Source organism: Shinella zoogloeoides (genome assembly GCF_022682305.1).
Classification (GTDB): domain Bacteria; phylum Pseudomonadota; class Alphaproteobacteria; order Rhizobiales; family Rhizobiaceae; genus Shinella; species Shinella zoogloeoides_B.
Genome location: NZ_CP093528.1, coordinates 2,646,992 through 2,672,780, shown reverse-complemented (window position 1 = coordinate 2,672,780; position 25,789 = coordinate 2,646,992). Strand labels below are relative to the sequence as shown.

22 protein-coding genes and 1 tRNA gene are annotated in these 25,789 nt (G+C 63.0%); 13 read left to right on the top strand and 10 right to left on the bottom strand.

Annotation, left to right across the window (positions count from 1 at the left end):
- Positions 1-17: 17 nt before the first annotated feature.
- From MOE34_RS13330 to MOE34_RS13315, 4 genes are all read right to left on the bottom strand, one after another.
- On the bottom strand, positions 18-1,022 hold the full coding sequence (locus MOE34_RS13330) for a hypothetical protein (protein WP_242217615.1): 1,005 nt from the start codon (positions 1,020-1,022) through the stop codon (positions 18-20).
- Complete coding sequence (locus MOE34_RS13325; RefSeq protein ID WP_242217613.1) at positions 1,013-1,783, bottom strand: DUF4391 domain-containing protein; 771 nt, start codon at positions 1,781-1,783, stop codon at positions 1,013-1,015. The genes MOE34_RS13330 and MOE34_RS13325 overlap by 10 nt, the downstream gene beginning before the upstream one ends.
- Positions 1,780-4,893, bottom strand: coding sequence for a helicase-related protein (locus MOE34_RS13320; protein ID WP_242217611.1), 3,114 nt, complete (start codon positions 4,891-4,893; stop codon positions 1,780-1,782). Before MOE34_RS13320 ends, MOE34_RS13325 begins: the two co-directional genes overlap by 4 nt.
- Positions 4,894-4,973: 80 nt before the next feature.
- Complete coding sequence (locus MOE34_RS13315; RefSeq protein WP_347342739.1) at positions 4,974-5,174, bottom strand: type II toxin-antitoxin system Phd/YefM family antitoxin; 201 nt, start codon at positions 5,172-5,174, stop codon at positions 4,974-4,976.
- Between the two features lie 250 nt (positions 5,175-5,424).
- Here MOE34_RS13315 and MOE34_RS13310 point away from each other — a divergent pair, with 250 nt between their 5' ends.
- The 11 genes from MOE34_RS13310 to MOE34_RS13260 all read left to right on the top strand — a co-directional run bounded on the left by MOE34_RS13310 (position 5,425) and on the right by MOE34_RS13260 (position 18,742).
- Positions 5,425-6,030, top strand: coding sequence for a hypothetical protein (locus MOE34_RS13310; protein ID WP_242217609.1), 606 nt, complete (start codon positions 5,425-5,427; stop codon positions 6,028-6,030).
- Between the two features lie 317 nt (positions 6,031-6,347).
- On the top strand, positions 6,348-6,761 hold the full coding sequence (locus MOE34_RS13305; RefSeq protein ID WP_242217608.1) for a hypothetical protein: 414 nt from the start codon (positions 6,348-6,350) through the stop codon (positions 6,759-6,761).
- Positions 6,761-8,512, top strand: a complete 1,752-nt coding sequence (locus tag MOE34_RS13300) for a hypothetical protein (RefSeq protein ID WP_242217606.1) — start codon at positions 6,761-6,763, stop codon at positions 8,510-8,512. The genes MOE34_RS13305 and MOE34_RS13300 overlap by 1 nt, the downstream gene beginning before the upstream one ends.
- Positions 8,513-8,557: 45 nt before the next feature.
- Positions 8,558-9,541 (top strand): DNA cytosine methyltransferase, encoded by a 984-nt coding sequence (locus MOE34_RS13295; protein ID WP_242217603.1) that lies wholly within the window; start codon positions 8,558-8,560, stop codon positions 9,539-9,541.
- Positions 9,542-9,700: 159 nt separating this feature from the next.
- The gene (locus MOE34_RS13290; RefSeq protein WP_242217601.1) at positions 9,701-10,561 is read left to right on the top strand and encodes a hypothetical protein; all 861 of its coding nucleotides are present in this window, start codon (positions 9,701-9,703) and stop codon (positions 10,559-10,561) included.
- Positions 10,551-11,186, top strand: coding sequence for a hypothetical protein (locus MOE34_RS13285; RefSeq protein WP_242217600.1), 636 nt, complete (start codon positions 10,551-10,553; stop codon positions 11,184-11,186). The genes MOE34_RS13290 and MOE34_RS13285 overlap by 11 nt, the downstream gene beginning before the upstream one ends.
- Before the next feature lie 11 nt (positions 11,187-11,197).
- Complete coding sequence (locus MOE34_RS13280) at positions 11,198-12,955, top strand: type IV secretion system DNA-binding domain-containing protein (RefSeq protein ID WP_242217598.1); 1,758 nt, start codon at positions 11,198-11,200, stop codon at positions 12,953-12,955.
- Between the two features lie 77 nt (positions 12,956-13,032).
- Positions 13,033-15,696 carry a MobF family relaxase gene (gene mobF, locus MOE34_RS13275; protein WP_242217597.1) on the top strand — a complete coding sequence of 888 codons (2,664 nt, stop codon included), beginning with the start codon at positions 13,033-13,035 and terminating at the stop codon, positions 15,694-15,696.
- A complete protein-coding gene (locus MOE34_RS13270) occupies positions 15,686-15,913 on the top strand; it encodes a hypothetical protein (RefSeq protein ID WP_242217595.1) in 228 nt (75 codons plus the stop codon). The genes mobF and MOE34_RS13270 overlap by 11 nt, the downstream gene beginning before the upstream one ends.
- 422 nt (positions 15,914-16,335) lie before the next feature.
- The gene (locus MOE34_RS13265) at positions 16,336-16,998 is read left to right on the top strand and encodes a hypothetical protein (RefSeq protein ID WP_242217593.1); all 663 of its coding nucleotides are present in this window, start codon (positions 16,336-16,338) and stop codon (positions 16,996-16,998) included.
- Positions 16,999-17,077: 79 nt separating this feature from the next.
- A complete protein-coding gene (locus tag MOE34_RS13260; protein ID WP_242217591.1) occupies positions 17,078-18,742 on the top strand; it encodes a recombinase family protein in 1,665 nt (554 codons plus the stop codon).
- Here the strand turns inward: MOE34_RS13260 and MOE34_RS13255 are convergent.
- The 4 genes from MOE34_RS13255 to xylF all read right to left on the bottom strand — a co-directional run bounded on the left by MOE34_RS13255 (position 18,713) and on the right by xylF (position 22,307).
- Positions 18,713-18,789 (bottom strand) — tRNA-Arg (locus MOE34_RS13255). The genes MOE34_RS13260 and MOE34_RS13255 overlap by 30 nt on opposite strands.
- A 158-nt stretch (positions 18,790-18,947) precedes the next feature.
- Positions 18,948-19,733 (bottom strand): ATP-binding cassette domain-containing protein, encoded by a 786-nt coding sequence (locus MOE34_RS13250; RefSeq protein WP_242217589.1) that lies wholly within the window; start codon positions 19,731-19,733, stop codon positions 18,948-18,950.
- A gap of 14 nt (positions 19,734-19,747) precedes the next feature.
- On the bottom strand, positions 19,748-21,061 hold the full coding sequence (locus MOE34_RS13245; RefSeq protein WP_242217587.1) for a sugar ABC transporter permease: 1,314 nt from the start codon (positions 21,059-21,061) through the stop codon (positions 19,748-19,750).
- Positions 21,062-21,263: 202 nt separating this feature from the next.
- Positions 21,264-22,307: a D-xylose ABC transporter substrate-binding protein gene (gene xylF, locus MOE34_RS13240; protein WP_242217585.1), complete on the bottom strand. Its 1,044-nt coding sequence runs from the start codon at positions 22,305-22,307 to the stop codon at positions 21,264-21,266.
- Between the two features lie 245 nt (positions 22,308-22,552).
- On the opposite strand from xylF, the gene MOE34_RS13235 reads away from it, so the two are divergent.
- Entirely contained in the window at positions 22,553-23,773 is a 1,221-nt protein-coding gene (locus tag MOE34_RS13235; protein ID WP_242217584.1) for an ROK family transcriptional regulator, read from the top strand.
- Between the two features lie 66 nt (positions 23,774-23,839).
- Here MOE34_RS13235 and iolG read toward each other — a convergent pair whose 3' ends face one another.
- Positions 23,840-24,832, bottom strand: coding sequence for an inositol 2-dehydrogenase (gene iolG / locus MOE34_RS13230; protein WP_242217583.1), 993 nt, complete (start codon positions 24,830-24,832; stop codon positions 23,840-23,842).
- 243 nt (positions 24,833-25,075) lie between these two features.
- On the opposite strand from iolG, the gene MOE34_RS13225 reads away from it, so the two are divergent.
- Positions 25,076-25,306, top strand: a complete 231-nt coding sequence (locus MOE34_RS13225; protein ID WP_242217582.1) for a hypothetical protein — start codon at positions 25,076-25,078, stop codon at positions 25,304-25,306.
- Here the strand turns inward: MOE34_RS13225 and MOE34_RS13220 are convergent.
- Entirely contained in the window at positions 25,303-25,776 is a 474-nt protein-coding gene (locus MOE34_RS13220) for a hypothetical protein (RefSeq protein WP_242217581.1), read from the bottom strand. The genes MOE34_RS13225 and MOE34_RS13220 overlap by 4 nt on opposite strands.
- Positions 25,777-25,789 lie beyond the last annotated feature (13 nt).

Sequence of the window (25,789 nt, the reverse complement as noted above, 5' to 3'; positions counted from 1 at the left end):
GGCACAACTTTCAGTCACTATATTTTTCCAATTCTCACAGTCAGATAGCGCGCAATTAGCGGGAGCATACGGTTCAAGTTACCAGATGTTGCGCCCCCAGTTACCTGCTTACCCCCGGCGCTCTTTGGCAGGTAGGTTTGCCACTTCTTGGGAGAAAACGGGCCTTCGTCACGGGCATGTTTGGTGACGAATGAGCCGAGCTTGGAAGCGGTGGAGACGTCGCTCGAGAAAGAATAGCTATCTGGATCGACCTTAGTAAAGTGATACATGACGTCCGGAGCACCAAGCAAAAACTGCCGAAGCCCGAAAAACGCTTGTCGAATATGACCACTCAGGTTCGACTTGCCATTAGCTCGTGCCAGCACCTCCTTTGCAGCCGGGCTGGTGTGTTTCGAGAGCCAGCCCAGAAACGCATCGTAGTCGCCCAGGCGTGCGGGTCGCAGAATCCCTCTGGGGAGGCGATCTTCTTCATCGGTGAACATCTCTCGGGGGATCTTTTTTGAGAGTTCCTTGGCTTTGACCTCATTCGCAGCAATGTAGGCATCCAGCTGAGCGATACTGCACGGGCTGAATTTTTGCGAGTAATCCTGAACAGCGGCGTCCATCGCTCGCTTTCGTTCATCATCACTTTCAAACCAAAGAATTTCCGCGGCGCTCCCAGATAAGGCGCGGGTGCTGAGGTTGGCGCTGCCGACGAGATAGCCGTTTTGACCGCTGTAGATTTTTGCATGGGCAGTGGGGCTGATGAGCAGCGAGACTTCTCCACATGTTTGCTTGTGCCTTTGGATGAATGCTCGGAGCGCGAGAGGGTCGAGCGAACCCACTGCCCAGTCTGCAACTGATTGAGTGTTGAGTCGCATCAACAGGCGGAGGCGCTTGGCCTTGATATTCAAAACATCCAAGGCGCCGCTTGTGTAGAATGCCGTGGCCAAGGTCACGTCATCGCCACTGATGCTGGCGATGTCGGAGACGAGCGGTCCTACAATCGCTCTTGGACCTTGGTTCTTCGCCACTACAGCCATTTCGCAATTCCAGTGAGATCGGCCACGCGGCGCTGAATTTCGAGGTTGAGGTCCACGCGGCGGCTAAGCTGCTTCTCGCGCTTGGCCTTGGCGCGCAGACCTTCGATTTCTTTGGTAAGCCGCACATGCGCGTCGAGCGCGGCGCGGCGGCGGTCGATGGCTTCCTGATCGTCGGTCGGAGCAAACGCGCCCGTCAGGCGGGCGGCGTTGACGGCTTCGATCCGTGCAATCCATCCCGCATAGAGGCCGAACAGGTCGGTGCGCGGCTGTTGTGCCAGCGCGAGGCTTTTCAGGAACGCGACCTGCACGGAATCCACGGCGTCGGCCCGCAAACCGCTTGCCATGATAACCTGCTCGATCACGATGCGGCCTGCCTCGTTCTGCGCGTGGCGCTTGTGCGCTGCCGACACGGCAAGGCCGCTCTCGTCGGTGGTGGCAAGCAGTACCGGATAGGGAATGGCGCGGTGGATCAGCTCGATCAGCCGCGACGCCTTCGCACCGGCACGGAAAGCGCAGCCGACAACGGCAATCTCAAGATATTCGCGGGTATCGTCGGAAAATGCCGGAACGCCGATGGTGGCGGGCTTGCAGGCGGCGAACCACTGCAATTCGTCGATCCCGTCCTGAATGGCGCGTTTGTCGGCGGCCGTCGGCGCGCCTTGCTCGATCAGCAGTTTTTTGGGGACGCGGGAATCGACACGCGCGCCGGGCGGAAGTCCCAGCGCGTTGACAATGGCGAGGAAGTCCGCACCCGCCATCATGTGGCCTCCGTTTCGGGCAGGATGACAAGAAAGGCGACAACCTCGAAGTCGTTGATACCGGCAAACTCGCCTTTCAGGGCGTGAGTACCGCCGGGGCTAAATAGGCTGGCGACGGCGCGTTCCTCGCTCTTGCCAGCGATGGAGGCGACGGCGCGTGCAAGAAGCGCCTGATAATCCTCCATGTCGCGCCCGTATCTGGTGGCTTTGTCGAAGCGCGTGCAGGCTTCGGCATCGGGCAGGTCGCGCCCGATGGCGGCCTTCTTGAGCCGGTCGAGCACCTGTTTCGCCTGCGTATAGGGAAGCACCTCGCCTTCGTCGCCGACATGGACGACGAAATTGGGACTCAGCGGGTAGCCGGGTTCGGCGGCGCGTTCCGCCGCCTCGCCAACGGCGCGCAGGCAGAAAATGGCACCGGACGGCAGATCATTTTCTGGGGCGGATGCATCTGGCGCAGGCACCACGGCATAAGTGCCGGGCGGCAGGGTTTCCAGCCGCTCGCGGTGCTCGCGCATATATCCGGCAAGGTCGATGCGGAAATCGTTGAGTGTAAGATCGGCGATGGAAACGCCGCTGGACAAATCCTCAAGGTCGATCACCGTGTCCTGCAATTTTTGCAGTTGGGCGCGGCGATATTCGAGATCGTTCATCTGGTTTCCGGCCTGAAACTCGATGACGTTTTCCTCGCCGGTCGCGGACACGTCGAGCAGCACCATGCGCCCGCTGACGCGGGATTCGAGGTCGAGATATTCGTCCAGCTCCATGTTGGGCCAGAAATTGACCAACTGGATGCGGGTGTTGGTTGAGCCAATGCGGTCGATGCGCCCGAACCGCTGGATGATCCGCACGGGGTTCCAGTGAATATCGTAATTGGTAAGGAAGTCGCAGTCCTGAAGGTTTTGCCCTTCGGAAATGCAGTCGGTGGCAATCAGCAGGTCGATCTGGCCTTCGGCGCTCATTTCATCCGGGCGCTCTTTCGAGCGTGGAGAAAAGGCCGAGAGGATCGAACTCATGTCGCCACGCAGCCCGCGCAGGCTTGTCTTGTTCGCGCCCGTGCCGGATACAACGGCGGTTTCAAGCCCAAGCTCGTCCTTCGCCCAGCTCGCAAGCTGCGCGTAGAGATAATCCGCCGTATCGGCAAAAGCGGTGAACAACAGGATTTTGCGGTTCCCGGCGTTGATCGGGGCTGCGGCCTTGCGAGCGATCACGTCTTTCAATGCCGCCAGCTTGGCGTCGCGTTCCGGCGTGACGGCCTGCGCGGCGGACAGTAGCGTGGCAAGGCGATTGCGGTCCTCGATCAAATCCTGCCGCCAGCGAACGCGGTCAACGTCGTGGAGCAAGACCTTGACCTTGCGCCCTATCAGCAGAGCCTCAAAAGCAGGATCGTCTATATCGACATCGTCGATGGAAACCTCGTCCACGCTTTCATCGTGGGCATCGATCTTCGCCAAGAGCGCGTTCACATCGGCAAGCTGGCGCTTGATGGTGAGCGCGAAGGACGCGACCGAGCTTTCCATGCGCTTGAGAATATTGACGCGCAGCAGGTGGATGAGGCTTTCTTCGCGGTCCACCTGCCGGAAAAAGCTCTCACCGCCCCTGATCTTGGTGCTGTATTTCTCGTCATAGACGGCCTGCTTGTGCGGCAGGACGTAGCGCAGCGGCGCATAGGCCGCGAGCGTGAGCCGTCTGATTTCGTTGTTGATCTCGCGGATAGGCCGGAACTCTCCGGCAAGGTCCACGTCGGCCTTGATGTTGACGGGCGGCAGGCGCTCCGGGAACTGGCCGGTTTCTTCGGTGCCGTAATAGCGTTGCACGTGCTTGCGGGAGCGGGCGATGGTCAGCAGGTCCAGCAGCTTGAAATAGTCGAAGCCGAGCATGTCCATCAGCCGTGCCGGGCGGCGCTCGGCCTCGGGCAGGTCTAACCAGCGGTTGAACTGTGTCTGCGCCTTGCGGATGGTGGCCTCGATGCTCTGGATGCCATGGCCCATGAGGGCGAGGTCGTTGCCTTCGGTCATGAAAGCGATCTGGTTCTTGAGGTCGGCAAGGCGATTGTTGACCGGCGTGGCCGACAACATGAGCACCTTGGTTTTGACGCCTGCCTTGATGATGCGCTTCATCAAATGGTCGTAACGGGTATCGCGGTCTTTATGGGTCGCCTTGTTGCGGAAGTTGTGGGACTCGTCGATCACGACAAGGTCGTAGTTGCCCCAATTCACATGGCTGAGGTCGATGTCGCCGGACATGCCGCCGTCGCGCGACAGGTCAGTGTGATTGAGCACGTCATAATTGAAGCGGTCGGACGCAAGGGTATTGCGGCGGTCGTTGGCCTTATAGAGCGTCCAGTTGTCGCGCAGGCGCTTGGGGCAGAGAACAAGAACGCGGTCGTTGCGCAGCTCATAATATTTGATGACGGCAAGGGCCTCAAAGGTTTTGCCAAGGCCGACGCTGTCGGCGATAATGCAACCGCCGATGCGTTCCAGCTTGTCGATGGCACCGACAACGCCGTCACGCTGGAACTTGAAAAGCTTGTTCCAGACGGTGGTGTTACGAATGCCGGTGGCGGATTTGATGATCCGCTCCTCGTCAAGCTCGTCGCCGATGTCACGAAACAGCTCGTAGAGCACCTTGAAATAAAGGAGCGACGGCGGGCGATGGCTCGCCGCATCATCGAGATTAGCGGCAAGTGTACTCGCCCCCGGCTTTACGCTGCCCCAGCTCGACTGAAACCAGTCAGCAAAAGCCGCCGCCTCCGCATCCGTATCGGAAAACTGGACTAAGCCGAGCCGGTCGCCCGGCGTCACGCCCAGCCCTTCGGTTGTGAACGGGCATGTGCCCGTCAGGACGTGGCGATTGTCGTCGTTGGAAATGACAATCATGGATTGGGGCGGCGTAGCCGGGGCGTGACGAACCTCGGCGTGCTTGTCCAGCCATTCACCGGCAATTTTGGCGAGCCAGCGACTTTGCAGCTTGCCGCGCGCGGTAATGTCCCCTGGTCCGCCGTAAAGGGAACCCGTAATGGAAGTGTCGGAGCCAAGCAGGATACGGCACCGTCCAGCCTTCTTGAGCTGGTCATGCGTTTCGGCGAACGCATAAAGTGAGAAATCGGGTGACATGAGATCAACCGCTGAGCCGGGAGACAGCCACGACTGAAGGCGGTCAAGAACTCGCTCGTTCCCCGAATTGCGGAGAAGTTTCATGCCTTACCCTTTGGTTGCGTGTTGTCCACCTGAGGATGGGAAAAGGCCCCGCCCATCAACCGGTCGTATTCTTCGATGCTGATAACCACGACCACCGGACGATTGTGTTTTTCAATCAGCACAGGTTCGTGACGAGCGAGATCAATGAGATGACCAAAGGCGTTCTTCGCCTCGGCTGCGGATAGGCTTTTCATCATTCTCCCCTCAGGCTGGGTCATATTGGCCAAATTGGCTGATTTTCGCAACCGGATTGTCGCGGATGTCCAGAGGGGCGCGATAGCTCCTCGGTCATGGGGGCAAGGGGAGCAGGAACGCTCCCCTTGCCCCGCTGGAGACGGCTGGGTTCCAAGGGGCAGACACGCCCAATGGTCGATGGGGCCGGGGGAGTGCCGAGGGCTCCCTGCGTCGTGGTTCAGCGACGAATAACCCGTTCTATAGTGCCAGCCCGTGCTTTCTGCCGAAGCTCCAGTCAACACCACCATCGGCTCACGCCACGCCAGATATGTGCTGGCCGATATACGGAACGATAACAACCCCTATGACAAGCGGATTGACCTTCCTGTCGACCTGAAGGCCGACCTGCGGGCCGCTGGTTGGAACAACTACGGCGTCGTCTGCTTTACCCATCTGGACGACGATCACTGTTGCGGGGCGGGCGATTTCTTCTGGCTCGACCACGCCGCGAAATACCAGAGCGAAGGCCGTATCAAGATCAAGGAATTGTGGGTTCCCTCCGCCGCCATCCTGGACGATAGCTGCGAGGACGGCACCCGGATCGTCAGGCAAGAAGCACGCCACCGGCTGCGGCAGGGCTACGGCATCCGTGTCTTCTCCCGCCCGAAGAAGTTGGCCGACTGGTTGGCAAAGCAGGGTCTGTCGCTGGAGTCGCGGGCGCACCTCATCACCGACGCGGGCCAGTACGTTCCCGGTTTCTCCAAGACCGGGCACATCCCTGCGCTCCGCCCGGAATGTTCGGATCGCAAGGTCTCTGCTTCATCGCCGGCGTTCCCGTCACCGAATCGAATGCCAGACGGCCATCAAGGCCCGTCGTAGCTCTAATCAGAGGGCTGTCAGTTCGCATCGCAGATGCACAGGTGTGATTGCAACATTTTGAATCTTTTGGAAACGAATCGAAACAGCGGCGATGCTGCCGACCGAGGTGCTGAGCGCCAACCGCGTTGTGTGCATTGGCATCGACAGTAACGAAACGGCATATGCATAGAATTTTAGACGTTTTCGTAACACGCTTTCCACGGGTGCGCCGTATCGGGAGGTTACCGCAACACTTCTCCGTCGATTGATGCGGTCATGGCGGTTCTGTGTTTGCGGCCGACGGCTTTCCGCGCCAGCATGATGGAGGGAGACTGGCGATGAACAAGCGGGACGAGACGCGAAAGGCGCGCGCGATCGTCGCGGCATCATGCACCGCGCTCGGTCCGCTGCCGGCTGCACGTGTGCTACGCGACCATCTTGCGACAATCACCGGCTGGCGAAACCAGGGGGCGAGCTGGGACCAGATCGCCATGATTCTCAGCGATGCCGGCTGGCGCTCGAAGTCAGGCGGCATCGTCAGTGCGCAGGTGGTCAGAGCGATGGTCTCCCGGATACAACGATCACAGCAGGCACGACCACCGGCGCCTGTCGCAACCGTTACGCCGGTCGGACCCGACAGGACCCGGCATTCCGCTCCAGCCAACATGCAAGCAGACCGACTAGCGCTCACCGATGTTGCCGAGCGCATCCGACGCGCAGCCGACATCAGGTCCGGGAAGGACAAAGATTGATGCCGCAAGAGCAGAGCCAACAAGAAATCACATCCGAAGAGGACCTTATAGCGGCTCTGACGGAGAAGGCATTCATCGCCGATATCAGGAGCGCCTATCGGGAGCTTCTGACACTGCAGGGGCAGACGATCGGCTCGAAGGATTTTAGCACCGCATTGACGGCGGTTGCCGGCGACCTAATGGCGACGGCCACGATTTACCGCCTGGATCGGGCGGAGGAGGTTCTGGTTCCCAGAGTGTCGGTAATATCGGGGCAGTTGGCGGAGCTTTCAAACTATTCAATCCGCTTCATCGAGCGCTGGTTACGGCGTCTGGCGGAACTCGAGGCGGCATCGATCGAGGCGCTTCTCGGCGGCTTCCCGTTTGCCGAGACACAATACACTCCCGTTGAGGTCGATGTGAGCAGAAGAGCTGCCACGATCCCTGCCGGACGATCCGTCTTTGTTCCCGCCGATGACCGGCAAGCGCGTCAGGACCTGAAACATGTCCTGAATGAGAGCCCGACCGGCCTCGTCAAGCCCGCGATCCTGCCGAGCTTTATCGAGATGGTCTGCATGAAAGCGGACAGGGAAGCGCTGGCGGGCATGGTGTCGGATATGATCCGTCATCTGACGGCGCTGCCGGGCAGGGACGGCTTGATACCGCATCTGGTTCGATACTGGTTTCCGGTCCTGGGCGACATCTTCGCGGAGCTCCTCCCGGAAAAATTTGCTGTCCTCGGGAACGAGATGGAAGGCCATAGCGATCGAGCATTCCATATTTTCCTTGAGTTCCTGGCGGAGGAGGCTTCGTCGCTCTTCCGGGTAGTCCTGGTTGAGCCAGGAACAGTCACTGCCGCCAGCCGCCTGGCGGCCGGGATTATCGAGCCGATCCTGAAGGCGGGCGACCTTGGCGAGCGGCAGGCAGGATTGCGGCTCGTGGCGGCCAGGAACCCGCCCGGATTCAAGGAGGCCTTGCAGACGATCGTCGAGCGGATCGAACAGCAATACGACAAGGATATCAATCCGACGGGAATGGGCCGGCGCACGACCCGATCCTATGTAGCTCCCGCGACATGGACGCTGATCAACGATGTGCTCAATCGGATATGGCCTGCGGAAAACGGATCGCCGCGGAAGGCCACGAGGGCGCTGATATACTCCATCGTCGAAGCGACCCATACGCGGGGCGAACTCGAATTTGAGCTTTTTGGGTCGCCCGCGGAAAAACTCCATGCCGAGCGTAACACCGGCATCGGGAATATCGGCATCAACCAAAAGGGTGTCCGGCCAGAGCAGTTGCTTGTTCACGAACATATAAGGATGGCCGTTTCCTACCGTAGCACCAGATATCAGTTGAATTGCGCGCTGGCGTTTCTGGAGGCCGCGCTTCGCGAAGTTCGTCGCCAGTCGAACGTGAACGATCCAGAATCCCTGCGCCTGGAAGCGACGATCAGGGTCATCCATCTCTGGCGGGAAGAGATGGACTGGCGATTGCTGCACGGCGCCTATGAGAAAGAGCAGTGGCGTACGTCTTCGATAACCTTCCCGCGGTTTCCGCAGATGAAACCCACGCTACCGATCGAAGAGCGCGTGGAAAAGATTGCCGCGGCTGCGCAGCCGCTTATCGACGAAATGCTGGAAAGCATAAGCAGGAAGCCGCCGGCAAGGGGTAGTTACGCCGGTGGAAAAAGCCGCAGACAGCGGCATGAAACGATGTGGGCGACCCCGATTCTGAAATTCATGGAGTCGCCCCCCCGGTTTCCGGAATGAGCCACGCCACGCTGGTCTTGTGCAATCATGCACTGGAGATCAGCAATGCAGACCAAACATCCAGCACACGACAACGCCGGGCTGCCGCCGCTCAGGATTCTTAGCCTGTGCAGCGGCATCGGCGGGGACGTTGCCGCGCTCGACCATGCCGGCATTCCTCATGAGGTCGCGGCCGTGGCCGAAATCGACCCCATCGCCTCAGCCGTCCTTTCCCGTAAATTCCCAACCGTGCCGAACCTCGGCGATCTTACCCTTGCAAACTGGAGCAATCATCATGAAACCATCGACATCCTCATCGCGGGCATCCCGTGCCAGCCGTATTCGGTCGCGGGGCGCCAGCGCGGCGTCGAAGACCGGCGTGACGTCACATCCGACATCGTCAGGATCGTCGCAGACGTGCGCCCCCGCTACGTCCTCTTCGAGAACGTCGCGCAGTACGAAACCCTCCACGGCGGCAAGGCGTTCAACGAATTGCGTAGCGGACTTGTCGGCTCCGGGTACACGGTTGACCATCTCGTCATCGATGCCGCGCAAGTCCTGCCACAGCGTCGAAAGCGGCTGTTCATTCTCGGACGTCGCGGAGATGCCGTCGGATCGCCTTCTGAAATACTCGCTGACGCCGCGTGCGGCGGCCGGGGTGCTGAGGCGTGCGGAACGGCACGGCTACCGTCTGCCGATGCCGCTTCTGGAAGCGCTTCTGTCCTGCATCCGCCGCGGCTCGGCACATTGATGGCGAGCGGGGCGGGCATGAACCGGCCGGGCATGCGCGGTCACGAGCTGGACTTTCTCGTCGTGCAGGAGTTTGCAGGGCTGGGGCTGGTCGTGCGCCGTCCGACACCACTGGAAGCGTTGCGGGCTCAGGGGTTTCCCGACGACTGGTTCGACGGGGTCTCGGTTGCCGGCAAAGCTCTGACCGATCTCCAGAAATACAAGCTGGTCGGCAATTCCTGGCCTGTGCCGGTGACGGCGGCGATCCTTGCTGGCATCTACCGTAATTTGTTTGCGGGGCGGCTGGCGCAAGCGGCCTGACGGGTGATCGTTCACGGCGCAATATGAGCAACGGCCGGCGGGAAACCGCCGGCTGTTTTCGATTCCGACGGCACTCCGTCGAAATACCGTAAGTCGCCCCAGGGGTTTGTCCTGCCGGATGTGGCGGAATGCTCCTGTGCTCCAACACAGGAGGTATCCATGAGCCAGAAACCAAACCGAACCTCGACCGCAACGGCAACCGCGGCTCGACCATCGCAACCGCTTGTCACCTTCATCGGGTCGGACAAAGGCGGCGTCGGAAAATCCTTTATTACAACCGTTCTCGCCGATCTGATGGAGGTGGATGCGATCGCGGCGACGATCGTGCAGATCGACGACCAGAACCGGTTGCCCGCGCTATATCCGGGGCGGGTCACGACAGTGCTTCCGGCCAGCATGGACGATCTGCGGCGTGATCCAACAGCCATCGTCGCCGCGTTCGATCCGTTCTATTCGGCGTTCGAGACGGCGTTGATTTCCAGAGTGCCTATGATCGTCGATATCGGCGGCCCGCAGCAGACGGTGATTGAGGAATATCTGGCGCTGGTCGATCTCGACGCGGACCTGATCGAGGCGGGTGTGTGTGCCCGCTGGCTGATCCCGACGACGGCGGAACCGGAAGCGATGCGGGGCGCTGTTCGTACCGCGCATGCGATCGGACGCATCCTACCCTCGGTGACGCGCCATATTGTTCTCAACCGGAGGGACGGGCCGTTCCGCTTCTATCCGAACTCGCCCGCCGATCTGCTCTGGAAGGGCGGGCTTGAACCGCTCTGCCTCGAACTCGGTGCAATCGATATCCCGGCGATCGCGCCGGGATCGTGGCAGCCGTTCGAGGCGGCCGGCAAGCGACCGATCGATGTCGTGGCGGCAGAAATTGATGACATCCGCGCCTGGACCGGGCGTAGCCGCCCGGCGGCGAAGGTTCTGCGGGGCGATGTCGCGGCCTTCCTGGCGGCCGCGAAAAGCACCATGGCGAGTGTCACCGGCAACCGGACGGAGGCCGTCGATGAAGGCTGAACCGACGAAAACCAGTCCGATAGACCAGCGCGCCTTTGGCGCCCGGATAACGACCGCGATGGCGGAGGGGCAGGCCGGGCGGCGCGAGATTGCCTCGCAGCTTGCCCGTCTGCCGCTGGAGCAACTGGTGAAAGTGCCGCCGTCGTCATTCGCCATGCTGGGGCCGGAGGGCTTCGAGATGCTGGTGTCGATGCGTCGGGATATTCCCGCCGGCGTGACGGCGCGCACGAGCGCCACCGCGCCGTCCACCCCACCGAAACCCGTCGAGGCGCCCCGGAAGGTACGGCGCCGCTGGCCGATATGGGTTGTCTGCGTTGCCCTGCTTGCCGCCGGCCCTGTCTTTGACCGGTCATGGCCGCTTGTGGAGCGGATGACGGGCAATAGCATGCGGCCGATCCAGGTATCTGCCTGGCCAGTGTGCCGGAGGCTGGACGCTTATGTCGACGGCTGCCTCTACCGAACGGGTAGCCCTCAAACCACCCTCCGCCAGCTTGCGGGTCGGCTGCACATGCCGGCCGGTGACCTCGTTCGACCCAACCGCCACCTCACCACTGCGCCTGACGAGCCGCTTTCCCGCGGAACATTGGTCGTCGTCTGGCGCGGCGTCGCGAAACTCTATCGATAGGAGACGAGACCATGCACCTGCATCCTCTGACACCGCGCAAGCCGGAACGGCTCGTATCTGTTCTTTCCACCATGGCCGGATTTGTCATCGCTACCACGGCGTTTGCGCTTGTACTGATGCTAGCGCCGCCGACCGCATGGCTGCATCATGCAGACCGGCCGATGGCGGTAAACCTGCCTGCGCTCCTCGGGCTCTTTCACTCCCTCGTCTTCGCAGGGGCGGGCCACGGGGTACTTGATATACTGTCAGGCCTTATCGCCTTTCCGGAGAGAACGGTTCTTGCCGTTATCGACCTTGGCATCGGACCGAGCCTTGCCGTGCGAACAATCGGCGCCGGACTGGTCGGTATTATCGTCTATGCTAAACTGCGCGCCTCCATGCTGGCATCGGCGATTGGTAGGCCCGCTGTCCAACATATCGACGGTTTGCGGTTGCGGGCAGGTAGCGGAGCCGTGCGAAGCCTCAAGGCGGAATGGGCGCGCCGTTACGGTGACAACACATCCGGCATCGCACTTGTCGACGGCTTGCCCATGCCACGGCAGCTTGAAACGGAGCATTTGCTGCTCGTTGGCGGAACCGGCGCCGGCAAGACGACGATCCTGCAAGGCATCCTCGACGGAGCGTTGAAACTCGGCGACCGAGTGCTGACGCTCGACGTGAAGGGGGACATGACTGCCCGCTGGCCTTCGGACGCATTCGTGCTTCTTTCCACCGATGACCAGCGTTGCGCCCGTTGGGATATCGGCCGCGACATTCGCACCGCCGACGACGCGATGGAACTGGCGATGGAACTCATTCCGGAAACCTCCGATCCGTCCTGGAGCGCCGGGGCGCAGCGGGTGCTGGCGGCGCTTGTCGAGGTTCTCCAGGCAAAGGCCGCAGCCCGCCGGGCCGTGTGGGGCTGGCATCATCTTGACATGCTGCTGCGCAAACCCGTTGCCGAGCTTCACGACTTGCTGGTGGCGGACCATCCGGCCGAAGCATCGTTCATCGACGTGACGAATGACGCGACATTGAAGCAGGCCATGTCCTTCTATCTGGTGATGGTCGCCAATACCGGCCAGATCGTGCGGGTTTGCGCACGAACCGGAAGGAAGGGAGGAAACGATCGATCCCTGTCGATCCGCGAATGGGCAACCGGGCGTGGCCCGAATACCCTTCTGTTGCGCCAGTCACAGCGGCAGCCGCAGCTTTCGGCGACGATTGCCCGCCTTGTCCTGAAACTCGTGGCCGACGCCGTTGTCTCCGAGGCATCCCAGGAAGACCCCGCGCCGATCTGGATCGTCCTCGACGAGTTGCCGCAGATCGGCCGTTGCGCTGCCGTTCCCCGGCTTGCGGCGATCGGGCGGTCCGCCGGCATCCGCCTCGTCGCGGCGATCCAGTCACCGGCACAGTTGCGCGATATCTACGGCCGCGAGACGGCGCAGGCGCTGACCGACAATTTTGCAACGAAGATCGTCGGCAGGGTCGCTTCCGGCAGCACCGCGTCGGAAATCTCTGCGACCTGGATCGGCACGCGAAGCGTTCGCTGGTTTGAGGACGTGGGACGGGATGCGAATGGCCGCGCTCGCCTGGAGGCGCGGACGAAAGATATCCCGGTCGTCGATCCGGCGGCCCTGTCGAGCGCGCTGGGTTTCCATGCCGGTCTGGGTGGAAAGGCGTGCGTGCATGCGCTTGTCGTCGGGCATGGCGATATCGCACGGCTATCGTGGCCGGTCGGCCGCTGGCCCGTCCTGCGCCCGGTAAACCTCGTTCACGAAACCCGATAACCTCAAATTGGTGGAGTCGCCCCCCCGGTTTGCGGCGCAGGTGACGCGACCATCGTCTCAGACATGGAGACGAGACGATGGTTGCGACCTGGAACCCGGCAGCGAGCGCGGGATATTATTCGAGACAGACGGCATATTACGCGAAGGAAGGCGGCAGCGAGCCGCGCGGTGTCTGGTATGCGCCGGGCAGCGATCACGGACTGACGGATAGTGCTCTTGTCGATGCCGACCTGTTCGAGCGCCTGTTCGCCGGCAAGGATGCGGACGGACAGTCGCTGATCACGAACGGCGGTGGCCGGCTCGATCGGGTGCCGGCCTTCGACGTGACGCTCTCGGCTCCCCGTTCGGTCTCGCTTGTCTGGGCGCTGGGCGACGAGCAAACCCGTCAGGCGATCGAAGCTGCCCATACGCGTGCCGTGCGGCAGACGCTGGAGATGCTGGAGCGCGAAGCTGCCTTTGCCCGCCGTGGACGTGGCGGCGAACGGATCGAACGGGTGGCGCTGACGGCGGCGACGTTCCGCCATGGCGAAAGCCGTCCGGCCGAACATGCCGACGGCGTGACCTTCGCCGATCCCAATCTTCACACCCATTGCGTCGTGCTCAATCTCGCCACACGCGGCGACGGTTCGGTCGGTGCATTGCATTCGACGGTTTTGCGCGACTGGAAAATGGCGGCGGGAGCAGTCTATCACGCGGCCCTCGCAGCAGGCGTGATGGATGCGGGCTTCTTGCTCGACCGTATCGGTAAGAATGGAATATTCGAGATCGTCGGCATTGGCGACGATGCCATTCAGTACTTCTCGGCCCGCAGGCAGGAGATTGTCGAGGAACTGGCGTTGGCCGGTGTGGAGAGCGGCAACGCCGCCGCATTGGCTGCCGCGGTCGCAAAGACCACGCGCGCCGCAAAGACGGCCGGCAGCCTGTCTCGCGAGGAAGCCTGGTCGATGGCCGCTTCGCGTATCGGCTTCGATGTCGAAACCTCTCTGTCGGCGGCGGCCGGGTATGAACTCGACGGCCGGTCTCCCGAAACCGTTCTCGCCGAACGCCTGGCAATCTTGCCCGCCAGCCTCACGGAAACCCGCAGCGTTCTCGATCGCCGCGACCTCTTCCGCGCGGTCGGCGAGGTTCTGGTCGGCACGGGGTTTGGCGCGGAGCGCGTCGAGGCGGAGGTCGATCGGCTTCTCGCCGACGGTCTCTTCGTCGAAATCGGCCGCGACCGGCTGGGCCTTCCGCGCTACTCGACACCGGAGATGATCCGGATCGAACGCGACATCGTCGAGATGGCGGCTGGATTCGCGGCGACGGAAGGCTTCGCGGTCGATCAGGAGAAGCTTCGAGCCAAATGCGGCCGGAAGGGGTTGAGCGAGGAGCAGACGGTTGCCGTTCTGGACGCGACCCGTTCCCGACGGATCGCCGTTGTCGAAGGCGCACCCGGCACGGGCAAGACGACGCTACTGTCGCCGGCCGTGGAAGCCTGGAAGCGCGCCGGCTATCGCGTTGTGGGCGCCGCAACGGCCTGGCGGGTCGCCAATGCCCTTCGTGACGATCTTGCCATCGAATCCCGCGCAACGGCCTCCTGGCTGGCGCTGGCGCAGCATGGCAAGCCCTTCCTCGATGCGCGCACGGTGCTGATCGTCGATGAAGCCGGGCTTCTGTCGTCGCGGGAGATGCACGATCTGCTTTCCCATGCGCGGGATGCCGGTGCGAAGGTTCTGCTCGCTGGCGACCGTGACCAGCTCCAGGCGATCGGTGCGGGCTCGGGCCTGCGGCTTGTGGCGCATGCCGTCGATACAGCGAAGGTGACGACGATCGTGCGCCAGCATGACGCCTGGGCACGCGAAGCCGTCACGGCGTTCGGCGCGGGCGATGCGAAAGCGGCTCTCAATGCCTTTGCCGACCGTGGCCTGTTGACGGAGGTTGACGGCCAGACGGCGGCCATCCGCGCCGTGGTCGATAGGGTCGAGGATACTTTGCTCGGGGCGCATCCCGAAACCGCGCTGATCCTGGCCCGGACCAATGCGGAGGTCGCGGCGATCGGCCAGGAGGTGCGCGGACGGCTAAGGAGTCACGGCATCGTCACGGGCGAGGACATGGTTGTTACGGCCGTCACGCCGTCCGGCCATGCCACCAGCCTGGCGCTCGCCTCCGGCGACCGTATCCGGTTCCTGACGCGAAATGACGGTCTCGGTGTCGTCAACGGTACGGTCGGGACCATCATGAACTTGTTCATGACGGAGGAAGGCGCATCTTCAACGCCTGCCAGCAAGGTTGTGATCGAGGCGCGGATCGGGGAACGGACTGTCCGCTTCAGCACAGCCGACATCGCCGACGAGCATGGCCGCGCGAAGCTCGGCTGGGCCTATGCCTCGACGATCTACGGCGCACAGGGCATGACGGTCGACAAGACTGCGGTCCTTCTGACACCGGCCTTCGACCGCCACGACATCTATGTCGCTGCCAGCCGTGCCCGCAGGGAAACAGCCCTCGTCGTCGATCGCATGCGCATCGATGCCGAAATGCACGCAGGCGCGAGCGCGTCGGACGCACGCGATCCGGTAGCCCGCCGTGACTGGCTGGCGGAGCGGCTTGCCGTTCGGCACGTCAAGGAAACGACGCTCGATGTCGCCGGCACGTTGCGCTCCACGGCCAACGTCATCGAGCAGGAGGCTCCTCCACCGCCATCCACTCCTCCCACACGGCGGACCCGCCGTACAGGCTGGGAGTTCGATCATGCGCTCTGAGCCGGCCACGACGACACGCCCGACGATCCGCTACCGCCCTGGTGTTGCAAGACCCGTTCGCCGGAAGGCGACACGCGGCAACGGGACGGACAAGGCCCGCTTCACCGTCACCAGCGACTGGCCGGACCCTATGCCGGCAACAGGTGGGGAGGTTGCGGTGATCGAGAGCTTCCTGTCCGAGGCCGTCAGCCATCTCCTGACCGGGATCGGCCGGTGATGACGGGCGCGGGCTGATATCGCCGAATTGGATCGAGCGACTGGCGCCACGTCTCCGGATGAGCCGGGAAGATTCAAGGGATTACAGTAATCATTGAGATAAAATGTTCGCTAAAATTGTAATTAACGCTAGATATACTGGGATTTCTGGTCGCCTTGCGAATATTTACAGTAAAAAATGCAAAAATTTTTGCATGGCAGACTTACCTCCACGTTGAAAAACCCTAAATGGGTCTCGTAACCAAAGGAGATATCAATCATGCCTTCCGGATAATCCACTTCCTCCCGCTTCATTGCCGGACTTGAAACCGCATACTCGCGGTCGTTCCACGCCCGGCGCTTCCCCTTGACCATGCAGACGCCGGGCACAGCACCCGTTCACAGGCGTTCTGCGCCCTCATCAACAACTACAGGATGTAATCCATGAAAAGAAAGACTACCTCCGGCTCCATCTCTTCCATCACCCGCTCCATTCGCCGCACGCCGGGGAAGAAGCCGGACGCAACCGTCGCCGCTCCCGTGGTGCCGGCAATCTTGCCCGGCCGCCTGCACGATGTCGTCAACGACACGAAAAGCCGCGCCTTCTGCGGGCCGACAGCGGTGGCGGCGATCACCGGGGAGCCGGTGTCGCGTGTACGGGATGCCTTCCGTCTTGTTCGCTATGGCGCGAACTGGACCAGCCGCCATCGCTCGCCGCCCGTCATGGGGACCTATCCGCACGAGGTCGAATCCGTGCTGCGCCTCTTCGGCTATGTCGGCATCTGGCGCACGGTCGAAGGACTGCCGACCCTTGCCGCCTATCTCGAAGGCCGGGAAGGTCTCCAGCGCACGCATCCCTGCGTGGTGCGCGTCAAACGCCATGTCGTCGCCGTCAGCGGCTGGGTGTTCTGCGACACGCTCAGCAAGGGGCAGGTCGTCGATGCCGACCAGGCTCCCGGTCGTCGCAAGCGGGTGAAGGAGGTGTTTGTCATTACGCGCCGCGTCGCGCCGGCCGCGCATATCCCGACGAAGACCGCGGCGGTTCGCACTGCCCGTACCACCGCTCGGCGCGGGACGGTAGCGGACATGACCGCCATGGCGCGGTAATGCGGACCAATGACCGGCATCCGGGCTCCATTGCCCCGGATACCGCGGTACGCTTGCCAGATGTGAAGAGGAGTTCGATATGACAAAGCCGCTGAAGCCCGAAGAGTTCGACACGGTGGTTGCGCCGACCTTGCGTGCGGTTGCCTATCTGCGTGTGTCGACGGGGCGCCAGGCCGAGAGCGATCTGTCCATTCCCGACCAGCGCAAGCAGATCGCGGCGTTCTGCATCTCGAAGGGCTGGCGGCTGGTGGACGAATATGTCGAGCCGGGCGCATCGGCAACGGATGACAATCGTCCCGAGTTCCAGCGCATGATGGAACGGGCGACGGATGGGGACAGGCCATTCGATGTCGTGGTCGTTCACAGCTACAGCCGCTTCTTCCGCGATTCGTTCGCATTGGAAATGTATATCCGTCGCCTTGCCAAGGCCGATGTCCGGCTGGTCTCCATCACGCAGGAGCTTGGCGACGATCCGGCGCAAGTCATGATGCGTCAGGTGCTTGCTCTCTTTGACGAGTATCAGAGCAAGGAAAACGCCAAGCACGTCATCCGCGCGATGAAGGAAAACGCGCGGCAGGGTTTTTACAATGGCTCTCCGGTTCCCCTCGGCTATCGCGCCGTCGAGGTCGAGCGGCGCGGCAACAGGGCCAAGAAGCAGCTTGCGATCGATCCCGTGGAGGCTGAGACCGTTCGCATGATCTTCCGTCTCTATCATACCGGCGATGGCAGGTCGGGGCCGCTCGGCACGAAGGAGATCGTCAAGCGGCTGAATGCCATGGGCGAGCGCACGAAGCGCGGCGCCCGTTTCGGCGTCGGCACGCTGCACGGCATTCTCACCAACCGCACCTATATCGGTGAGCTAACCTTCAACCGGCGGGATTCGCGCACGCTGAAGGCAAAGCCCGTCTCCGAGCATGTGATCGTCGCCGTGCCCGCGATCATCGAGCGCGACGAGTTCGAGGCGGTGCAGTCGATGCTGAAGGTCAGGAACCCGAAGGTGACGCCGCCGCGTGTCGTCACGGGGCCGATCCTGCTGACGGGGCTGGCCACCTGCGCCACATGCGGGGGCGGCATGACGTTGCGCACGGGCACATCGAAGAACGGGACCGTTCATCGCTACTACACCTGCTCCAACGCCGCCCGCGCCGGCAAGAGCGTCTGCACCGGCCGCTCCATCCGCATGGACACGCTCGACGAACTGGTCGTCGAGCATCTGTCGGATCGTCTCCTCACCTCCACCCGCCTTACCGAAATGCTCGCCGCCATCTCCGCCGACCGCGCCGCGAAAGCTGCCGAGGTCGATGGCCGGATCATTCGTCTGCAAGGCGAACTGACGGAGGTCGAAACACGCCTCAAGCGTATTTACACCATGATCGAGGACGGGATCGCCGAGATGGACGACATTCTGCGGGAACGCATCGCCGGCCTCAAGATCGACCGTGAGCGTATTCAGGCCTCCCTCGATCGCGCAAGGACGCATGCGGTGCCCGCTTCCGACATCCCGCCCGCCGTCGTCGAAGAGTTCGGCAGGATGATGCGCGAGAATATCACATCCGGCGACATCCCGTTCCGCAAGGCCTACATTCAGGCGGTCGTCGATCAGGTCGAAGTCGGGGACAAACAGGTCAAAATCATCGGGAGCAAGGCCGCTATCCACCAAGCTATGACTGGCAGCAAAAAATTTTGGCCCGGTGTTCGCAGTTTTGAACGGAAATGGCGCACCCGACAGGATTCGAACCTGTGACCTTTGGAATCGGAATCCAACACTCTATCCAGCTGAGCTACGGGTGCATCCCACGGCGATGAATCGCCTGTCCGATGAGAGGGTCTTAGCCTAGGTAGGGGCGGGCTTCAATCGGGAAATTGCGGGATGGGGCAATCTCTTGGGTGGTTTGCTGTGGGCGTGAAAGGGAAAGCCGCCGGGTGGGGCCGGCGGCTTTGGTGTCTGGTCAGGCGGTCTGCATGGCGCCAGGGCCGGGGATGGCTTTTTCCGGGACCTTGCCGAGGATGATCATGCCGAGAACCTCGTCCTTGGTCACGTCCTCGGTGCGGGCGTGGCCGACGACCTGGCCGTTCTTCATCACCGAGACGCGGTCGGCGAGGTCGAAGACGTCGTGGATGTCGTGGCTGATCAGGAAGATGCCAATGCCTTCCTTCTTGAGTTGCTTGATCAGTTCGCCGACCTGTGCCGTCTCCTGTGGGCCGAGCGCGGCGGTCGGCTCGTCCATGATGAGGATGCGGGCGTTGAAGAGGATGGCTCTTGCGATCGCCACCGACTGGCGCTGGCCGCCGGAGAGCGCCTTCACCGGCTCCTTGAAGCGCTGGAAGTTGGGGTTGAGGCGGCCCATGACCTCGCGGGTCTTGGCTTCCATCGCCACGTCGTCGAGCGTGCCCCAGGGGGTGCGCAGCTCACGGCCGAGATAGAGGTTGGCGGCGGCGTCGACATTGTCGGCGACGGCCAGCGTCTGGTAGATCGTCTCGATGCCGTATTTCTTGGCGTCGCGCGGATTGCCGATGTCGGCAGGCTCGCCGTTGATCAGGATCTCACCGCTGTCGCGCCGGTAGGCGCCGGAGAGGATCTTGATCAGCGTCGACTTGCCGGCGCCGTTATGGCCGAGCAGGGCGACGACCTCGCCGGGGTAGAGATCGACCGAGGCATTGTCCACGGCATGGATGCCACCGAAGGAGATGGAGATGTTCTTCATCTCCACGAGGGGCGTACGGGTGTCCGTCATTGGGTGGGCTCCTCTTACTTGGCGCGGGCGCGGTAGATCGTGTCGAGCCAGACGGCGACGACGAGGACCATGCCGACCACGATGCGCTGGAACGGGGTATCGATGCCGACCAGCACCATGCCCGATTGCAGCGATTGCATGACGAGGGCGCCGAGCATGGCGCCAGCGATTGTGCCCATGCCGCCGGCGAGCGACGTGCCGCCGATGACCGCGGCCGCAATGGTGTAAAGCTCGTCCAGCTCGCCCTGCGCATTGGTCGCGGCGTTGAGGCGGGCCGTCGAGATGGCGGCGGCGACGGCGCAGAGCATGCCCATCAGCGCGAAGATCTTGACCGTGACCCATCGGGTCTTGATGCCGGCTAGTTCCGCCGCCTCGGGGTTGCCGCCGAGGGCGAAGACGTAGCGGCCGAAGCGCAGGCGCGTCGAGATGAAGGTCATGACGATGCCGACGACGATGGCGATCAGCACGGGGATGGCGATGCCGTGCGGGATGAACAGGCCGCCCTCCGGCCAGGCGATGCCGTTGGCGTCCGCGAACTTGCGAGCGATGGCGACCGGCCAGGGATAGGCGTTGACGACCGCGACGGCGCCGAGCACCAGCGCGCAGCCGACCGCGACCAGGAAATATTCGGCCCACATGGGGCGCAGCGGGAAGCCGAAGCGCTTGCGCTGCTTGCGGGAGTTGGCGATGGTCGCCACGATGGCGATGCAGGCGAGGGCGCCGACGATCCAGCTTGCCGCCGCGCCGATCGAGCCTTCGGTGCCGCCGCCCATGAGGCGGAAGGTGGCGTCCATGGGGGCGACGGTGCGCCCGCTCGTGACGAACCAGGTGGCGCCGCGCCAGACGAGGAGGCCGCCGAGCGTGACGATGAAGGACGGCACGTTGAGGAAGGCGATGATCGAGCCGTGCAGCGCGCCGATGGCCGCGCCGAGCATGAGGCCGGCAATGAGCGTGACGACCCAGGTGGCGGGGTGATTGAAGCCGATGAGCTGCGGCAGCAGCTCCGCCTGCAGCACGCCCATGATCATGCCGACGAAGCCGAGGATCGAGCCGACCGAAAGATCGATGTTGCGTGTGACGATGACCAGCACCATTCCGGTCGCCATCACGGCGACGGAGGCGGTCTGGACGGAAAGGTTCCACAGGTTTCGCGGCGTCAGGAAGAGACCGCCGGACAGGATGTTGAAGCCGATCCAGATGATCAGCAGCGCGCCGACCATGCCGAGCAGACGCGTATCGATCTCGGTCGCGCGAAAGAAGCGCTTCACCGGATTCTCGCTCGCCGATCGCGCGCGGTTGGCATGTGCGGTATTTGTGATGTCGGCCATCGCTTTGCCGTCCCCCTCACTTTTGTTGAACGTGTCGTCCGGGCGTCGGGCGGGTTGCGCGGCAAGCCGGCTCACCCTTTCTCCATCCCGCTCGAGGACGGGCCGTCGCCCTATCCTCCGCCCGCTGTCCATCTTGCGCAAGCGCCGCAACGGTGTCGTTGCGGCGCCTGGTGATGGTCAGGTCGTTACCGGTCGATCCGGCTCACTGGCAGGCTGCGACCGAGCCGGCCGCGACGCCCTGGCAGGCTGCATCCTTGGAGATCCAGCCGGCGTCGATGACGACGTTCAGGTTGTCCTTGGTGATCGGCAGCGGAGCGAGGAAGACCGACTTCATCTCGACGCCCTTCGGGCCGCCGCTGAAGGTGGTCACGCCGTCGATCTGGTCCATGGTCTTGCCGCCGGCGAGCTGGGCGGCGATTTCCGCGGCGCGCTTGCCGAGTTCACGGGAGTCCTTCCAGACGGAGACCGTCTGCGTGCCGAGCGCGACGCGGTTGAGCGCGGCGTGGTCGGCGTCCTGGCCGGAGACCGGAACGGAGCCGGCAAGGCCCTGCGCGGTCAGCGCAGCGATCGCGCCGCCGGCCGTGCCGTCGTTCGAGGCGACGACCGCGTCGACCTTGTTGTCGTTCGCCGTCAGGAACTGCTCCATGTTCTTCTGGGCGTTTTCCGGCTTCCAGCCATCGGTGTAGGCTTCGCCGACATTCTTGATCTTGCCGGCATCGATGGCTTCCTTCAGTACTTCCTGCTGGCCTGCGAAGAGGAAGTCGGCGTTCGGGTCGGCCGAGTTGCCCTTGATGAAGACGTAGTTGCCTTCCGGCTTCACCTTGAACACTTCGCGGGCCTGCATGCGGCCGACTTCCTTGTTGTCGAAGGTGATGTAGAAGGCGGCCGGGTTCTCGATCAGGCGGTCGTAGCCGACGACCGGGATGCCTTCGGCAGCGGCCTTCTCGATGGCCGGGCCGATGGCGTCGCTATCCTGCGCCAGAACGATGATGGCGTTGGCGCCCTGGGCGATCAGCGATTCGATGTCGGTGAGCTGCTTTGCGGCAGAGGACTGGGCGTCAGCGGAAATGTACTTGTCGCCGGAGGCCTCGAGCGCTGCCTTGATGGCGGCTTCGTCGGTTTTCCAACGCTCTTCCTGGAAGTTCGACCAGGAAACGCCGACGACGAGGTCCTTGGCGTGCGCTGCGGCGGAATGCAGGGAAACGATGATGGCAGCCCCTGCCATCAGCTTCAAAACGGACTTCATGATAACCTCCCAAGTGAACACCGGCCGCCCGGGCGAACCTCCCGCCCAATTCACGACCGGCCACGATAATACTGTCTCGATGCCCCTCCCGACGATGCCGGGACTTTTTTCTCGACAGTCGAGAAAATAGATGTCAGAACTTTTCGAGGCTGTCAACACAGGTTCGAAAGGCCTTGAATGACGGCCAGACAGATGCTTTGGGAGGGGCATGTGTTGCAGCTTGTGAAGGTGGGCGGGAACGGACGATGCTGGTGAAGTCGAGCACGGAGCTTGTGCGTCAGCAGAACAGCGCGCTCGTCCTTGCGTCGCTGCGTCGGCACGGGCCGCTTGCGCATACGGATATCTCGCATCACACCGGCCTTGCCTCGGCGACGGTCTCGGCCATCACCGCGGAACTGGAAAAGGCCGAGGTGTTGGAACGGCGCGAACAGCAGACCGCCGCCTCGCGCGGGCGGCCGCGCGTCATCTTCGGTCAGCGGCGCGGTGCGGGTTATCTCGTCGCCGTGCGCATCGCCTCCGATCTCGTGCAATATTCGCTGGCGGATTACGGCGGCACGCTCATCGACCGTTTCGAGGAGGTGCGTAATCATGCGGACAGCTCGACGCGGCCCTTCGCGGAAGCCTTCGTCGCCGCGCTCGACAGGCTGGCGGACCGCTCGCGTATCGCGCGGGAGGAGGTGCTGGTCGTCTCCATCAGCAGCAAGGGGCTGGTCGATCCGGCCTCCGCGCGGCTCGTCTGGTCGCCGGTCTTCGGGGCGGAGCAGGTGGATTTCGCGGCCCTGCTCGAGCCGCGCTGGCGGGCAAAAATCCTTCTCAGCAACGAGACGCTGCTTGTCGCCCATGCCATGGCGTTGCGCATGGAGAAGGCGGGGGCGGAAAATCTGACCGCTGTCGCCGCGCTGTCGCTCGGCCACAGCATCGGGCTGGGCATCGCGCGGTTCGACCGGATGGGGGAACTCTCCGTCACCGCGCCGAATTTCGGGCATATGCTGAATGCGTCGGATGGCAAGCTCTGCCGCTGCGGCGCGCAGGGCTGCATCGAGGCGTCCGCCGGTTTCTACGGTATCCTGCGCACGGCCTTCGAAGTGCCGCCGGATACGATCCCCGCGAAGTTCGTGCCGCTCGCGGAGATGGACAAGATCGCGCTGCGCGCCCGGCAGGGGCATCGCATGTCCGAATATGCCTTCCGGCAGGCCGGTCTTGCCTTGGGGCAGGGGTTGTCGCGCATGGTGAGCCTGTACGAGTCCATGCCGATCGCCATCACCGGGCCAGGCACCCGCTATTTCGATCTTCTCCAGCGCGGGCTGGAAGAGGGACTGGGGCAATCGCAGCAGGTGCGCCTGTTCGGCGCGCCGCCGATCACCGTCGTGCCGGAGGAGGCGACGCTGGTGCTGGAAGGCCATCTCGACCGGGCGCTTGCGGAAATGGACCACGATATCATCGCGGCCCGGACGGGGGCGGAGTAGGCGCCCTGCCATAAAAAAGACCGGACGACGCAGTCGCCCGGCCAGTTGCTTGGGAGACGGTGTCCGTCAGGCGACGGAGATCTGGCGTTTTTCTTCCACCGATTTCACGGCCGCATCGGCGAGCGCCAGGGCGGCGAGACCATCGGTGCCGGAGGGCGAAAGGGCGGCGCCTTTCTCTATGGCGGCGATGAAGCTCGCGATCTCGTTGGCATAGGCCTCGGTGTAGCGGGTCATGAAGAAGTCGTGCAGCGGCGGGCGGGTATAGCCCTCGCCATTGGCGATCTCGATGGAGACCGGACGCTGGTTTTCGGCTGAGACCATGCCCTTCGAGCCGTGCACCTCGATGCGCTGGTCGTAGCCATAAGTGGCGCGACGGGAATTGGAGATGATCGCCTGCCTGCCGGATTTCGTCTGCAGGATGACCGAGACGCTGTCATAGTCACCGGCCTTGCCGATCTCCGGATCGACCAGCACGGCGGCGGTCGCCGAGACCGTGGCCACCTCTTCGCCGAGCAGGAAGCGGGCCATGTCGAAATCGTGGATCGTCATGTCGCGGAAGATGCCGCCGGAGCGCTTGATATAGTCGACCGGCGGCGCGCCGGGATCGCGCGAGGTGATCGTCGCCATCTCGACATCGCCGATGCGGCCATCGTCGATGGCCTTGCGCACGGCCATGAAGTGCGGATCGAAGCGGCGGTTGAAGCCGACCATCAGCTTGCCCTTGGTCTCTTCGACCACCTTGATGCAGGCGCGCACGCGGTCGATATCGAGATCGACGGGTTTTTCGCAGAAGATCGCCTTGCCGGCGCGGGAGAAACGCTCGATGAGATCGGCATGGGTGTCGGTCGGCGTGCAGATCACGACGGCGTCGATGTCGCCAGCCGCCTCGATCGCCTCGATGCTGCGCACCTCGCAGCCATATTGTGCGGCAATGGCCTCGGCTGCCGCCGGGAAGGCGTCGGCGACGGCGACCAATACCGCATCGGGATTGCCGGTGACGGCCCTGGCATGCACCTTGCCGATGCGGCCTGCGCCGAGAAGGCCAAATCTCACAGTCATGTTTTCCTCGTTCCGGTGATGGCGAATAGGGCGGGCCTGGCGGGCCTCGCGGATGGTCTCGGCGTCAGGGGGCCTCCCGCGCCGATGACGTCGAAACGGAACGGGAGGATCGTGGCTTGCATTCTTTGGAATTTTTATTCCGTTTTCGTTCGCGACGTCAAGATCGTTCCATTCTTCGGCGGTGCGGTTTCCTTGCGGGCGAAAAGCCCTTATGTACACGGGCTGAGGCATGAGGAGACGTTCATGAAGTTCATCGATCCCGACCATCCGTTCTACCGCCCGCTCTGGCGGCGGCTGCTTCTGGTCGGGCTTTGCGCGGCATGGACAACCGTGGAATTCTACAACGGCCAGCAGACCTGGGGCATGATCTTCCTTGCCGTGACGGCCTATGCCTTCGCCCATCTGATCCTCTTCTTCAAACCCTCTGCCGCTGCCGAAAAGCCGGCGGGCGAGGGTGGCGACGGCGCGGGCTAACCCGAAAGTCCGAGGCTCTTCTCCACCTCGATCCGCCGGATCGTCTCGTCGATCAGCATGTTGGCGATCTTCATGCGCAGCGTCGCGTTGCCGCGCAATTCCGCCGGTGCGCGGTCCGGATGGTTCTCTCGCGCGAAACTGCGGCGGCGGGCGGTGAGAGCGTCGATATCCTCCCGGCCCGTCAGGGCGAGGTCCGCGGCGATCTCCTCTGGCGTCGTGCGCAGGAGATGCGGCGGAGCCGGCGGCGGGCTGACCGGCTCCGGAGGCTTCGGGGCCTCGTAGAGATCGAGATAGGCGGCTGCGGCCTGCGCGCCGGAAACGAAGGCGCCTGTCGCGCCAAGGCCGGCAAAACCCGAGGTCAGGCCAAGTATCCGCCGCTCGCCTGAATCCTCTTCGCGTTCCTCCGCATCCTCCGCGGCTTCGCGCGCCTCGGCCTTCAGCCGTTCCAGCACGGATTCGAAAACGGTCATGCCGAACATCTGT

Coding starts and splice junctions, on each gene's coding strand:
- MOE34_RS13235 (WP_242217584.1), top strand. CDS start 22,553: ATGCTGGTGAAGTCGAGCACGGAGCTTGTGCGTCAGCAGAACAGCGCG.
- MOE34_RS13330 (WP_242217615.1), bottom strand. CDS start 1,022: ATGGCTGTAGTGGCGAAGAACCAAGGTCCAAGAGCGATTGTAGGACCG.
- MOE34_RS13260 (WP_242217591.1), top strand. CDS start 17,078: ATGACAAAGCCGCTGAAGCCCGAAGAGTTCGACACGGTGGTTGCGCCG.
- MOE34_RS13250 (WP_242217589.1), bottom strand. CDS start 19,733: ATGACGGACACCCGTACGCCCCTCGTGGAGATGAAGAACATCTCCATC.
- MOE34_RS13325 (WP_242217613.1), bottom strand. CDS start 1,783: ATGATGGCGGGTGCGGACTTCCTCGCCATTGTCAACGCGCTGGGACTT.
- mobF (WP_242217597.1), top strand. CDS start 13,033: ATGGTTGCGACCTGGAACCCGGCAGCGAGCGCGGGATATTATTCGAGA.
- iolG (WP_242217583.1), bottom strand. CDS start 24,832: ATGACTGTGAGATTTGGCCTTCTCGGCGCAGGCCGCATCGGCAAGGTG.
- MOE34_RS13305 (WP_242217608.1), top strand. CDS start 6,348: ATGAACAAGCGGGACGAGACGCGAAAGGCGCGCGCGATCGTCGCGGCA.
- MOE34_RS13295 (WP_242217603.1), top strand. CDS start 8,558: ATGCAGACCAAACATCCAGCACACGACAACGCCGGGCTGCCGCCGCTC.
- MOE34_RS13220 (WP_242217581.1), bottom strand. CDS start 25,776: ATGACCGTTTTCGAATCCGTGCTGGAACGGCTGAAGGCCGAGGCGCGC.
- MOE34_RS13300 (WP_242217606.1), top strand. CDS start 6,761: ATGCCGCAAGAGCAGAGCCAACAAGAAATCACATCCGAAGAGGACCTT.
- xylF (WP_242217585.1), bottom strand. CDS start 22,307: ATGAAGTCCGTTTTGAAGCTGATGGCAGGGGCTGCCATCATCGTTTCC.
- MOE34_RS13225 (WP_242217582.1), top strand. CDS start 25,076: ATGAAGTTCATCGATCCCGACCATCCGTTCTACCGCCCGCTCTGGCGG.
- MOE34_RS13265 (WP_242217593.1), top strand. CDS start 16,336: ATGAAAAGAAAGACTACCTCCGGCTCCATCTCTTCCATCACCCGCTCC.
- MOE34_RS13285 (WP_242217600.1), top strand. CDS start 10,551: ATGAAGGCTGAACCGACGAAAACCAGTCCGATAGACCAGCGCGCCTTT.
- MOE34_RS13315 (WP_347342739.1), bottom strand. CDS start 5,174: ATGATGAAAAGCCTATCCGCAGCCGAGGCGAAGAACGCCTTTGGTCAT.
- MOE34_RS13290 (WP_242217601.1), top strand. CDS start 9,701: ATGAGCCAGAAACCAAACCGAACCTCGACCGCAACGGCAACCGCGGCT.
- MOE34_RS13280 (WP_242217598.1), top strand. CDS start 11,198: ATGCACCTGCATCCTCTGACACCGCGCAAGCCGGAACGGCTCGTATCT.
- MOE34_RS13270 (WP_242217595.1), top strand. CDS start 15,686: ATGCGCTCTGAGCCGGCCACGACGACACGCCCGACGATCCGCTACCGC.
- MOE34_RS13245 (WP_242217587.1), bottom strand. CDS start 21,061: ATGGCCGACATCACAAATACCGCACATGCCAACCGCGCGCGATCGGCG.
- MOE34_RS13320 (WP_242217611.1), bottom strand. CDS start 4,893: ATGTCACCCGATTTCTCACTTTATGCGTTCGCCGAAACGCATGACCAG.